Origin of the sequence: Amycolatopsis sp. NPDC051372 (assembly GCF_040682095.1) — a bacterium.
Classification (GTDB): domain Bacteria; phylum Actinomycetota; class Actinomycetes; order Mycobacteriales; family Pseudonocardiaceae; genus Amycolatopsis.
In genome coordinates this window covers 603,602-615,209 of the sequence record NZ_JBFBAF010000001.1, presented here as the reverse complement: position 1 = coordinate 615,209, position 11,608 = coordinate 603,602, and the positions used below count along the sequence as shown (strand labels likewise).

Sequence of the window (11,608 nt, the reverse complement as noted above, 5' to 3'; positions counted from 1 at the left end):
TTGGTGCGGTGAAAGCGGAGAGGCTGGTCGCGCTGCTGTTCACGCTGCAGCGCCGCCGCAGTGCGACCGCCTCTGAGCTCGCCGCGGAACTGGGCGTTTCGGAACGCACGATGCACCGCGATCTGGCGGCCTTGCGGGACGCCGGAGTTCCACTGTGGACGCAGCAGGGCCGGCACGGCGGCTTCCGTCTCGTCGACGGTTGGCGGGCGGGGCCCGACGGGCTGACCGCGCGGGAAGCCGTGGCACTGTTCGCGTTGGGCGCACCGGAAGCGTTGGCAGGGCTGGGGTTGGACACCGCGGGCAGTGCCGCGCGGGCGAAGGTTTCGGCGGGGATGCCGGCCGAGCTGCGGGAGCACGCGGCGCTGGTGGCCGGGCGGTTTCACCTGGATGCGCCGGGGTGGTTCGGTGGCGCCGACCAGCCGGCGGCGTTGAGCACGGTTTCGCGCGCGGTCTGGACGCAGCGCCGGCTCGCGGTTTCCTATCAGCGCAAGGACAAAGTCGCCGACCGGGTGCTGGAGCCGTTGGGGCTCGTGTTGAAGGCGGGGGTCTGGTACCTGGTGGCGCGGGTCGAGAACGTCTACCGCACCTATCGCGTCTCCCGGATCCTCGACGCCGACGAGCTCGCCGAAGAGTTCGACCGCCCCGCCGATTTCGACCTCCCGACATGGTGGCGCACTTCATCCGCAACCTTCGAACAGGTCTCCCGCCCAGTGCGGGTACGAGCCCGCCTGAACCGCCTCGCCATCCGCGAACTCCGCCGCGTCTTCGGCGGCGAACACCTCGCGGACACCGTCCTCTCCCTGGCCGAACCAGACTCCGACGGCTGGGCGCCGGCGGAACTCGCGCTCGAGGGCGGCGAGATCGCCCTCGGTCAACTGGTGGCCCTCAGCCGCGGCATCGAAGTCCTCGACCCACCGGAACTGAGGGCCGCCCTGGCCGACATCGGCACCGAACTCGCCGCCCGCAACGCTCAGCGATAACCGCTCACATCCGCCGGCTTGCCCCACTGCCCCGGAGACAGGCCCCGCCCTCCCAAGGCAGGGTTCCGGCAAGTCCTTGTGCTGGTCGGGCGGGTATTCCGAGCAGGGGCTCGGGTGGCGTGGCGGGGGTGCTGTGGCGATGGCGGTGTGTCCGGCTTGTCGGTGTGCGTTGATGGCGAGGTGCGCAGGCGGGCGATGAGGCGGGCTGCGGTGCTGGTTCGGCCAGGTCGGCGTTACCGGTATCGTGTTCGGAAAGCCGGCTGCTGATCACGTCGCCGAGGACGGCGCAGCTATCCACAACTCGACTTGCCTGTGGACAACCACCAATGCTCAGCGATAGGCGCTCACATCCGCCGGCTTGCCGGTGTCCGCCACCTCCACCAGGTAGCGCCACGCGTCCGGGCGGCTGCCGTCCACGTCGTCGATCGAGTAGGTCTGGGCGAGTTGGCCGCTGCTCACCGTCTGGCCGGACCAGCGAGCGCGGTCCGGGTCCGCGGCCAGCGCGACGATCGCCCGGCCGCCGAAGGCCGGGGATTCCGAGATGGCGAAATGCGGCACCTCGGCCACCGCATCGCGCCACGTGGCTTCCGTGACGCCGTAGATCTCGAGCATCGCTTCGGAACGCAGGTAGCCCGGGGTGAACGCGACGGCCGTGCAGCCGAACGGCGCCAGCTCCGCCGCCTCGCCGATCGCCAGTGGGTGGGCCGAGGACTTCGCCAGGTAAAACGGCAGCGAGGTCCCCGCCCGATACCGCGCGTTGTACGACGCGGTGCCGTCCGTCAGCTCCACCACCAGGCCGCCCTGGCGGTCGATCATCAGCGGCAGCAGGTGGTGGCTGGTGATGAGGTGCGCGTCGATCGCCAGGCGGATCATGCGCAGGCCCGCGTCCAGCGAGTGTTCCCAGACGGGTTTGCCCCATTCCAGGTGGCGGTCGCCGCCCCAGAGGCCGTTGACGAGGATGTCCAGGTGGTCCAGCCGAGAGGCCAGGGCCGCGACTTCGGAGGGCACCAGGTGGTCGACGCGGATGGCCTCGCCGCGGCCACCCGCCTCCTCGATCAAGGAAACCGTCTCCTCGATCGTCTCCGGACGGTCCACTTCGGACCGCTCGGACCCCGAAGTACGCCCGGTCACGTAAACGAAGGCCCCCGCCCGCCCCAGCTCCACGGCGATCGCGCGGCTGGCACCGCGCGTGCCACCCGCGACCAGGGCGATTTTTCCCAAAAGGTTCATGCGGACCACGGTCGCGGTCAACCATGACACCCGCTGTCATGGTTGACCCAAGCTGTGTACCGCCTGTGCCTTTCTGTGAGTACTCGGTGAACAGGACTCATCCGCCCGCGCACGGCGGTTAATGGGAGTGTGGACGCAACGACGGCAGGGCTCGTGGTGCTGTTCGTCGTCTCGCTGGTGCCCCTGCTGCCCACCGAGGTGACGATCCTCGGCATGGGCATCGCGGCCGCGCAAGGCGGGACGTCGCTGGCCGTGGTGATCACCGTCGCCACCGCCGGGTGCCTGGTGGGCGACCAGGCCCTCTACGCGCTGGGCCGCTTCGGCGGCGCGCGCGTACTGGAGCGCCTCAGCCGGCGCCGCAAGATGGCCGCCGGACTGGCCTGGCTCGACGGCCGCCTGCAACGCCACCCGCGCCCGATCCTGGTCCTCGCCCGCTGGCTGCCCTCGGGCGGCACGGTCGGCGCGCTGCTGGCCGGTTCGCTGCGCTGGCCGATGGGCGAGTTCTTCAGCGCGTCGGCGATCGGCATCACGCTGTGGACGTCGTATGTCGCCTTCCTCGGTTATGCCGGCGGCGAGCTCATCGACGAACCGGTGGTCAGCATGCTGCTCTCCTTCGGCGTCGCGACGCTGCTCGGCGTCGCGATCACGTTCGGCGTCCGCCGCGGCGCCCGGAGCTAGCTCGTCAACGCCGCCACTTCCTCGCGCAGCTGGGCGATCACCGTCGCCACCGCCGGCCGCGACAACGCACCCCGCCGGCACACCACCTCGACCAGTCGCGCAGCGCGGATCCCCGCCAGGGGACGCCCGACCAGACCGCTGCCCCGCCGCGTGTCCATCGTGTAGCGCGGCAACAGCGCGATGCCGTGCCCCGCCGCGACGAGCCGCTCGGTGATGCGGAAATCGTTGATGCGCTGCACGATCTGCGGCCGAACCCCCGTCCGCACGGTCAGCGACCGCAGCACGTCGTCCACCGGAAATCCGTGGTCCACGGAGATCCAGCGTTCGTCGGCGAGGTCCGCGAGATCCACCCGGCGCCGCCGCGCCAACACGTGCCCGGCCGGCAACGCGACGTCCAACGGCTCCCGCAGCAGCGGCACCACCTCGAGCCGGTCGGAGGTGAACTCGCCGGCGTGCTCGTCCCGGTGCGTCACGACCACGTCGTAGTCCGCGACCAGCCCCGGCACGTCCGAAGGCGTCATGTCGACATCGCGGACGTCCACCTCCAGACCGTCGAACGCCGCGACGCGCGTGAGCAGCCCCGGCAGCAACATCAGGCCCGCCGACTGGAAAATCGCGATCCGCACCCGCCCGCGCGGCGCACTTCGGTACGTGTCGAGCTCGGATTCCGCCCGGTCCAGCGCGGCGAGCACCTCGTCGGCGCGCCCGACGAGCGCCCGGCCGGCGTCGGTGAGCCGCAGGCCGCGGCCGTCCGGCTCGGTCAGCGGCAGGCCGACCTCCGTCTGAAGCGCGCGCAGCTGCTGCGACACCGCCGAAGGGGTGCAGTGCAGCGCCCTCGCCGCGGCGGTCACGCTGCCGCGGTCCGCGAACTCCCGCAATGTCCGAAGTCTTCCGAGGTCCACCATGTCCACCTTATTTGAAGGACAGCTACATGGTCAGTGCAGTTTTTCTCGCTGGTCCTTCACGATCCGCGCCTGCACAGTGGAGGACATGCCCGCACGTGACCGTCTCCTCGCTGTGCTCGTCGCCGCGCTGTGGGGCTGCAACTTCCTCGCCATCCACGCCGCACTGGGCCAGTTCCCGCCGATGTTCGCCGGCGCGCTGCGGTTCGCGCTGATCGCGATCCCGACGATCCTGTTCGTGCCGTGGCCCAAGGTGAAGCTGCGCTACCTGCTCGGCTACGGCCTCGGGTTCGGCACCGGCCAGTTCGCGTTCCTGTTCGTCGCCATGAACCTCGGCATGCCGACGGGCCTGGCCTCGCTGGTGCTGCAGGCGTCCGCGCCGTTCACCGTGCTGCTCGGCGCCGTGCTCCTGCGCGAACGCGTGTCCGGCCGCCAGCTCACCGGCATCCTGCTGGCCGTCGCGGGCATGACGGCGATCGCGTGGCAGCAGTCCTCGCACGCCGCGCTGCTGCCGGTGATCCTGACGCTGCTGGCCGCCCTGAGCTGGGCGTTCGGCAACCTCGCGGTGCGTCGCGCGACACCCGACAACCCGGTGCACCTCATGCTGTGGATGTCCGTGGTGCCGCCGCTGCCGATGCTGGCGCTGTCGTTCGTCTTCGAAGGCCCGACGGCCGGCTGGCACTCGCTCACGACGCTCGGCACCACCACTGGCCTGATCGGCGTCGCGGGCATGGCGTACGTGATCGTGTTCGGCACTGTCGTGGGCTCCGGCATCTGGACGACACTCATGAAGCACCACCCCGCCGGCGTCGTCGCGCCGTTCTCGCTGCTCGTGCCGGTGGTCGGGCTCACGGCGTCGTACTTCGTACTCGACGAGGTGCCCACGGTGCTCGAGATCGTCGCCGCGGCCGTGGTGATCGGCGGGGTGCTGCTGGGGAGTCTTCGCCGAAAGCCCGTGGAGCTGCCCGACGAAGACCTGCTACCCGCCGGGGCCTGAGGCAGGCGGGGCGAGGCGGGCGTCGAGCTGGCTCCAGGCGGCGAGCGCCACCAGCCCGGCCAGCCCGAACACCGCGGGCAGCCCGACTCCGGCCGCCGCCGCGCCGGCCAAGGGTGACGCCGCGGTCTGCCCGACGCCGAGGCCCACGAACGACCAGGTGACCCCGCGAGCCGGACGTGTGGGGAACAGGCGGGCGGCCCACAGAATGCACAGCCCGGTCAGGGCCATGTAGGTGCTGCCGAACAGCGCGCTGGAAACCAGCGCGCCAAGCAGTCCCGGTCGCGGTAGAGCCAGCAGTGCGAGGCCGGCCGCCGCCAGCGTCCACGTGACGAGGTTGGCAGTCCGCAGCCCGACGCGCTCGGCGGCGCGCCCGGCCAGCCCGCCGAGCAACCCGGCCGCGCCGATCGTGAACCAGCACCAGGTCGCCGCGGTCGGGCTCAGACCTGTCGCGGTGAGCCGGGAGCTGGAGAACGTCCAGTACGGCGCGCTCGTCGCTCCGATGAGGACGGAGTTGACCACGAGCGGCGTCAGGCCATGGACCGGCGTGGACTTCGCCGGGATCGTGGCGGACGCGGGCGGGCGTGGCAACGTCCGCCAGGCGAGCACCGTCATCGCCGCGGCGAGCACGGCGAAGCCCGCCCAGATCGAGGACCAGCCGAACGCCAGCAGCGGCGTGAACGCCGACGCGGCCAGCCCCAGCCCCGTCCCGGTATTGGCCCAGGTCTGCGCCCGGACCCGGTGGCGTGCCCCGACGGTTTCCCCGATCAGCTGCGCGACGCCGGGCGAGACCAGGCCCGCGCTGCCGCCCGCCACGACGATCCCGCCGCCGAACACGGCCACGTTCGGCGCGGCGGCCATGAGCCCGAGCCCCACCGCCGCCAACGCGCCGGCCAGCAGCACGGTGGCGCGCGCGGATCGCGTGGCCGTGCGCAGGGACAGCAGCAGCCCGGCGCCGTAGCCCGCGGTGGACAGTCCGCCGAGCACGCCGACGCCGACGGTCGTGAGCCCGAACGTCTCGCCGAACCGGGGCACGAACAGTCCGTAGGCGTAGCGCGCGAACCCGTAGCAGAGCGCGATCACGCCGGCGCCGACCGCGGCGGTGGACCACCACCGCACGGTTGTCCGCTCGCTGACACTGACCATGGCCGTAACCAAACAGACAGGTCTGTATGTTGTCAACCGATGCTAGTATTTGGACTGGTAAAAGCGAGACCGCACAGTCTGGAGGTGTCGTGGCCAGGACCCGGCCCGGCGACGCGGGAGCCAAGGTGCTCAAGGCGGCGTCGGCGTTGTTCTACCGCGACGGCATCCACGCCGTGGGCGTCGACACCGTGGCGGCCGAGGCGGGCGTGACGAAGGCCGCGCTCTACGGCAACTTCGGTTCGAAGAGCCAGCTCGTCGTCGCCTACCTGCGCGAGCGGGACCGGCAGTGGCAGGAGGAGATCGACCGGATCACGGCCGGGCACACCGATCCGGCCGACCGGGTCCTGGCGGTGTTCGACGCCTACGAAGCTTGGCTCTCCCGCGACGGCTACCGCGGCTGCGGCTTCCTCAACGCCACCTCGGAGTTCCCCGATCCGGCCGACCCGGTGCGCGAAGTCGTCCGCCACCACAAGACCGCGCTGCACGGCTACCTGCTGACGCAGCTCCGCCGCATCAGTCCGGAGCCCGCCGAAACCCTGGCCGACGAGCTGATGCTGTTACTGGAGGGCGCCGCGGTCACATCGGTCGTCACCCAGGCCTCGCGGCCGTTCCACACGGCGAAGCGGCTCGCGGCGACGCTGATCTCCCCGCCGGCGAACTAGGCGACCGCGTCGTCCTTCTGCTCTGCCTGCACCTCGTGGTTGCGCGACATGCGCTTCTTGAGCACCAGCGTCACGACCACACCGATCACCAGCGCCGCGCCGAGGCCGGCCCACTGGAAGCCCTTGAGCCACTTGTCCGCGACCACGCCAAGGTAGTAGATCAACGCGGTGGTGCCGCCGGCCCAGACGATGCCGCCGAGCGCGTTGGCGATGAGGAAGCGCGGGTAGTGCATGTTCAGCGAACCCGCGAGCGGGCCGGCAAGGATGCGCAGCACGGCGACGAAGCGGCCGAAGAACACGGCCCACATGCCGCGTTTGTGGAACATCCGTTCCGCGTTCGCGATGTGTTGTGGACCGAAGTGTTTGGGGAACTTCCGGCCGGCCCAGTCGAAGAGGCGTTTACCGCCCTTGCGGCCGATCAGGTAGCCGATGCTGTCGCCGATGATGGCACCCGCGCTGGCCAGGACACCGATCCACAGCGGGTTGAGACCACTGTGCGAGGAAGCGAGCAGCGCCGCGCTCACGAGCACGATCTCGCCGGGCAGCGGGATCCCGAGGCTCTCGACCATCACGACGAGCCCCACGAGGAGGTAGACCGACAGCGGAGGGATCGCCTCCAGCACGTGGTCGATGTTCACTGCGCCTACCCCCTGCGGCTTGCCGATTTTGTGCCTGCTCTCCGCAGACTACCGGGGCCCTGATGCGCGGGCGTCACCCTTCAGTCGGGGGCCGGGTCCGACTTGAGTCAGGGTTTTCCGGTCATATCGGGCAAAGCACGCGCTTCAAGGTGCCTGCGCTCGGGCAGGCTCAGCGTCCGCCGCGCCGCCGCGGCGTAGAACTCCCGGGCGGCTTCGAGATCACCCGCGAGTTCGAGCAGGTGCGCGCGGACGACGTCGACGCGGTAGTGGTCCGGCGGTTCGGCGGCGTCGAGCTCGGCCAGCGCGACGGCCGGACCCTCGACCATCGCGAGCGCCACGAGCCGGTTGAGCGTCACCATCGGTCCCGGTGCGACCCGGCGCAGCAGGTCGTAGAGCAGCAGGATCTGGTGCCAGTCGGTGTCCTCGGCCGAAGCCGCCTCGTCGTGGACGGCGGCGATCGCGGCCTGCAGCTGGTACGGACCGACCGGCGCGGTCGCGAGGGCGTGGGTGATCAGCGCCGTGCCCTCGGCGATGGCGTCGGCGTCCCACCGCGAACGGTCCTGCTCCGCGAGGGGGACCATCGTGCCGCCGGGCCCCAGGCGAGCGGCCCGGCGCGCGCCGGTGAGCAGCATCAACGCGAGCAAGCCGGTCACCTCACCATCGTCAGGGAGCTCAGCGTGCAGCTGCCGCGCGAGCCGGATGGCCTCGGCCGTGAGCTCCACGCGGTCGACGGCCGAGCCCGCGCTGGCCGTGTGCCCCTCCGTGAAGACCAGGTACAGCACCTGCAGCACGGCGGCGACGCGAGCGGGCCGCTCGTCCGCCGGCGGCAGGCTGAACGACGTGCCCTTCACCTTCTGCTTCGCGCGGCTGATGCGCTGGCCGATCGTCGGCTCCGGCACGAGGAACGCCCGCGCGATCTCGGCCGTCGTCAGGCCGCCGACCGCGCGCAACGTCAGCGCGACCTGCGAAGGCCGCGTCAGCGCCGGGTGGCAGCAGAGCAGCAGCAACGTAAGCGTGTCGTCCACGGCCGGCGCCGGATCCGGGTCGGGTGGCGCCAGCGCGGCCACCGTCTCCTCACGCCGCTGCCGGGCGGACTCGCTGCGCCACAGCTCGATCCGCCGCCGCGAAGCAGTGGTGATGAGCCACGCCTTGGGGTTGTCCGGCACGCCGTCGCGCGGCCACTGCACCGCGGCGGCGAGGAGGGCCTCCTGCACGGCGTCCTCGCACGTGTCGAACCCGCCGTAGCGGCGCACGAGCGCGGTGAGGACCTGCGGCGCCAGCTCGCGCAGGAGGCCCTCGATCACAGGTCCGCCAGGTCGAAGTCCACGTCCCCGGTCAAGCCCATCACGGGCCGGACCTCGATCGTCGCGTACGGCGCTTCGGGGATCCGCGCCGCGATCTCAAGCGCGCGCTCTTCGGAGTCGCATTCCAACAGGTAGAAGCCGGCGAGCTGCTCCTTGATCTCCGCGAACGGGCCGTCGGTGGTGCTCACCTCGTCGTCGCGCACGATGACCTGCTTCGTGAGCTCGGGCGCGGCCAGCCGTTCGGACACGATGCGCTCGCCGGAGCCGTCGAGGTCGTCGTTGAACTCGACGTACGCGCGCAGGCCCGCGGCCTTCTGCTCGTCACTCATCCCCGCCCACACCGCGCGCGAAGCCGGGTTGCCGTAGATCAGGACCAAGTACTTCATCGGGTGCCTCCTCGAAATTGTCTTCACCCGGATGTCGAAGCCACGCCGACGGCTTCGACGTCCCCCGTGAAACCCGGAGAACTAAAGGAGAGCACAGAATGTCCGAGAACGAGATCCGCGACCTGCTGGCCGAGCGCACCGCCGCCATGTACGCCAAGGACCCCGCGCGCCTGGTGGCGGGCTACGCCGAGGGTGCCGTGAAGTTCGATCTGGCGCCGCCGCTGCGTACCACCGGGGCGTCCGCGGAGTTCCTCACGAAGTGGTTCGGCACGTTCGACAGCCCGGTGACCTACGAGTACACCGACGTCGAAGTGACCGAGTCCGGCGACCTCGCCTTCACCACGGCGCTGGCGAAGATGTCGGCCGTGCCGGCGGGGATGGGCGAACCGTTCACGCTGTGGTTCCGCTCGACGCTGGCCTTCCGTCGCGTCGACGGCGCGTGGCGGATCGTGCACGAGCACAGCTCGACGCCGTTCCACATGGACGGTTCGTTCCGGGCGGCCATCGATCTGCAGCCGTAAAACGCGGTAAAGGGCACCTCGATGAGATCGAGGTGCCCTTCACGCCCGTCGATTACAGGATTTCGCTGACCGAGCCGATGTCCGGCGCCGCGTCCGGATTGAGCACCCCGGTGAGCTCCACCAGCTCGGGCTCCACGTCGTGCGGCTGGATGCGGCCGTCGCGGATGTCCTCGGCGTAGTGGCACGCCACGCGGTGCCCGGCGCCGATCTCGCGCAGCTGCGGCCGGTCGGTGCCGCACAGGCTCGCCTGCCGCCACGGGCAGCGCGTGTGGAACCGGCAGCCGGTCGGCGGGTTCGCCGGCGAAGGCAGGTCGCCCGCGAGCAGGATCTGCTCCCGGGTGTCCTCCACGAGCGGGTCCGGCACGGGAATCGCCGAAAGCAGCGCCCGCGTGTACGGGTGCAGCGGGTTCTCGTACAGCTCCGCCGAGGTGGTCTCCTCCACCAGCGCGCCCAGGTACATCACGCCGATGCGGTCGGAGATGTGCCGGACGACGGCGAGGTCGTGGGCGATCACCACATACGTCAGGCCCAGCTCGTTCTGCAGGTCCTCCAGCAGGTTCACGACCTGCGCCTGCACCGACACGTCGAGCGCGGAAACCGGCTCGTCGGCCACGATCAGGTCCGGCTCCACGGCCAGCGCCCGCGCGATGCCGATGCGCTGGCGCTGCCCGCCCGAGAACTCGTGCGGGTACTTGCGCAGCGCCGTCTCCGGCAGGCCGACCGCGCCCAGCAGCTCACGCAGCCGCTGGTCCGTCGCCGCCTTGTCCTTGGCCAGCCCGTGCGCGCGCATACCTTCGAGCAGGATGGACTCCACCGGCTGCCGGGGGTCCAAACTCGACATCGGGTCCTGGAAGATCATCTGCATGCGCCGGCGCGCCTTGCGCAGCTGCTCGCCCTTGAGCTGAGCGACGTCCGTGCCGTCGAACACGACCTTGCCGGCCGTCGGCTCGTTGAGCCGCAGGATCGCGCGGCCCAAAGTGGACTTGCCGCAGCCGGACTCGCCGACCAGCCCGTAGGTCTCGCCGCGGCGGATCGACAGGTCGACCCCGTCCACCGCGTACACGTGCCCGACGGTGCGGTCGACCACGATGCCGCGCTTGATCGGGAAGTGCACCTTGAGGTCGGTGACCTCCAGCAGGACGTCGTCCTGCGGCTCGTTGAGCACCTCGGTCATCGGGTCCCTCCTGCGGTGGCCACGGCGGGCTTCACCGGGTTGTGGCAGCGCAGCAGGCCGTTGTGATCGGGGACGAGCTGCGGCGAACGCTCCTGGCAGACCTCCAGCGCGTTGGGGCAGCGCGGCGCGAAGGCGCACCCGCCGTCCCACGGGATGTTGTCGGACACGGAGCCGGGGATCGGCACGAGCTTCTCGCCCCGGCCGACATCGAGGCGCGGAATCGAGGCCAGCAGCCCGTGGGTGTACGGGTGCCTCGGCTCGGCGAACAGCGCGTGGCGCTCGGCGCGCTCCACGATCTTGCCGCCGTAGAGCACGTTGACCTCGTCGCAGAGGCCGGCGACGACACCGAGGTCGTGCGTGATCATGATCAGCGCGGTGCCGGTGTCCTGCACGAGTTCCCGCAGCAGCGCGAGGATCTGTGCCTGAATGGTCACGTCGAGCGCGGTGGTCGGCTCGTCGGCGATGAGCAGCCGCGGCCGGCACGCGAGCGCGATGGCGATGAGCGCGCGCTGGCGCATCCCGCCCGAAAGCTGGTGCGGGTACTCGGAAAGCCGCCGTGTGGGGTCTGGAATGCCGACCTTGTCGAGCAGGTCCGCGGCCTCGACTTTCGCCTTGCTGCGCGACATCCCGCGGTGGCGTTCGAGCACCTCGGTGATCTGCAGGCCGATCGGGATCACGGGGTTGAGCGAGGACAGCGGGTCCTGGAACACCATGCCCAGGTCGCGCCCGCGCCGGTCGCGCATGTCACGGTCGGAGATCTTCAGCAGGTCGGTGCCCTCGAACGACACCGAACCGCTGACCTTGTTGCCGCGCTTGGCCAGCAGCCGCATGATCGCCAGCGACGTCACGGACTTGCCGCAGCCGGACTCGCCCACGAGCCCCACCGTCTGGCCGGGTTCGACGTCGAAGCTGACGCCGTCGACCGCGGTGAACGGCTTCTCACCGCGGCGCTGGAACACGACCGAGAGGTCGCGGACTTCGAGGAGTGCCATG

13 protein-coding genes are annotated in these 11,608 nt (G+C 70.8%); 5 read left to right on the top strand and 8 right to left on the bottom strand.

Annotated features, from left to right (window positions below; genetic code table 11):
- Positions 1–8: 8 nt before the first annotated feature.
- On the top strand, positions 9–980 hold the full coding sequence (locus tag AB0M56_RS02815) for a YafY family protein (protein WP_364170304.1): 972 nt from the start codon (positions 9–11) through the stop codon (positions 978–980).
- Positions 981–1,310: 330 nt separating this feature from the next.
- Here AB0M56_RS02815 and AB0M56_RS02810 read toward each other — a convergent pair whose 3' ends face one another.
- Complete coding sequence (locus AB0M56_RS02810; RefSeq protein WP_364170301.1) at positions 1,311–2,210, bottom strand: SDR family oxidoreductase; 900 nt, start codon at positions 2,208–2,210, stop codon at positions 1,311–1,313.
- A gap of 129 nt (positions 2,211–2,339) precedes the next feature.
- Between AB0M56_RS02810 and AB0M56_RS02805 the strand changes: the two genes are divergently transcribed.
- A complete protein-coding gene (locus AB0M56_RS02805) occupies positions 2,340–2,888 on the top strand; it encodes a DedA family protein (RefSeq protein ID WP_364170299.1) in 549 nt (182 codons plus the stop codon).
- On the opposite strand, the gene AB0M56_RS02800 is transcribed toward AB0M56_RS02805, so the two are convergent.
- Positions 2,885–3,790 carry a LysR family transcriptional regulator gene (locus AB0M56_RS02800; protein ID WP_364170738.1) on the bottom strand — a complete coding sequence of 302 codons (906 nt, stop codon included), beginning with the start codon at positions 3,788–3,790 and terminating at the stop codon, positions 2,885–2,887. The genes AB0M56_RS02805 and AB0M56_RS02800 overlap by 4 nt on opposite strands.
- Before the next feature lie 88 nt (positions 3,791–3,878).
- Here AB0M56_RS02800 and AB0M56_RS02795 point away from each other — a divergent pair, with 88 nt between their 5' ends.
- Positions 3,879–4,787 carry an EamA family transporter gene (locus tag AB0M56_RS02795; RefSeq protein WP_364170296.1) on the top strand — a complete coding sequence of 303 codons (909 nt, stop codon included), beginning with the start codon at positions 3,879–3,881 and terminating at the stop codon, positions 4,785–4,787.
- Here the strand turns inward: AB0M56_RS02795 and AB0M56_RS02790 are convergent.
- A complete protein-coding gene (locus AB0M56_RS02790; RefSeq protein ID WP_364170293.1) occupies positions 4,770–5,930 on the bottom strand; it encodes an MFS transporter in 1,161 nt (386 codons plus the stop codon). The two genes, AB0M56_RS02795 and AB0M56_RS02790, sit on opposite strands and share 18 nt — an antisense overlap.
- Positions 5,931–6,019: 89 nt before the next feature.
- Here AB0M56_RS02790 and AB0M56_RS02785 point away from each other — a divergent pair, with 89 nt between their 5' ends.
- Positions 6,020–6,592, top strand: a complete 573-nt coding sequence (locus AB0M56_RS02785; RefSeq protein ID WP_364170290.1) for a TetR/AcrR family transcriptional regulator — start codon at positions 6,020–6,022, stop codon at positions 6,590–6,592.
- Here AB0M56_RS02785 and AB0M56_RS02780 read toward each other — a convergent pair.
- The 3 genes from AB0M56_RS02780 to AB0M56_RS02770 all read right to left on the bottom strand — a co-directional run bounded on the left by AB0M56_RS02780 (position 6,589) and on the right by AB0M56_RS02770 (position 8,920).
- Complete coding sequence (locus tag AB0M56_RS02780) at positions 6,589–7,230, bottom strand: DedA family protein (protein ID WP_364170287.1); 642 nt, start codon at positions 7,228–7,230, stop codon at positions 6,589–6,591. The two genes, AB0M56_RS02785 and AB0M56_RS02780, sit on opposite strands and share 4 nt — an antisense overlap.
- Before the next feature lie 107 nt (positions 7,231–7,337).
- A complete protein-coding gene (locus AB0M56_RS02775) occupies positions 7,338–8,534 on the bottom strand; it encodes a DUF6596 domain-containing protein (RefSeq protein ID WP_364170284.1) in 1,197 nt (398 codons plus the stop codon).
- On the bottom strand, positions 8,531–8,920 hold the full coding sequence (locus AB0M56_RS02770) for a YciI family protein (protein WP_364170281.1): 390 nt from the start codon (positions 8,918–8,920) through the stop codon (positions 8,531–8,533). Before AB0M56_RS02770 ends, AB0M56_RS02775 begins: the two co-directional genes overlap by 4 nt.
- 98 nt (positions 8,921–9,018) lie before the next feature.
- On the opposite strand from AB0M56_RS02770, the gene AB0M56_RS02765 reads away from it, so the two are divergent.
- The gene (locus tag AB0M56_RS02765) at positions 9,019–9,441 is read left to right on the top strand and encodes a nuclear transport factor 2 family protein (RefSeq protein ID WP_364170278.1); all 423 of its coding nucleotides are present in this window, start codon (positions 9,019–9,021) and stop codon (positions 9,439–9,441) included.
- Positions 9,442–9,493: 52 nt separating this feature from the next.
- On the opposite strand, the gene AB0M56_RS02760 is transcribed toward AB0M56_RS02765, so the two are convergent.
- Positions 9,494–10,615: an oligopeptide/dipeptide ABC transporter ATP-binding protein gene (locus AB0M56_RS02760; protein WP_364170275.1), complete on the bottom strand. Its 1,122-nt coding sequence runs from the start codon at positions 10,613–10,615 to the stop codon at positions 9,494–9,496.
- Complete coding sequence (locus tag AB0M56_RS02755) at positions 10,612–11,607, bottom strand: ABC transporter ATP-binding protein (RefSeq protein ID WP_364170272.1); 996 nt, start codon at positions 11,605–11,607, stop codon at positions 10,612–10,614. The genes AB0M56_RS02760 and AB0M56_RS02755 overlap by 4 nt, the downstream gene beginning before the upstream one ends.
- Position 11,608 lies beyond the last annotated feature (1 nt).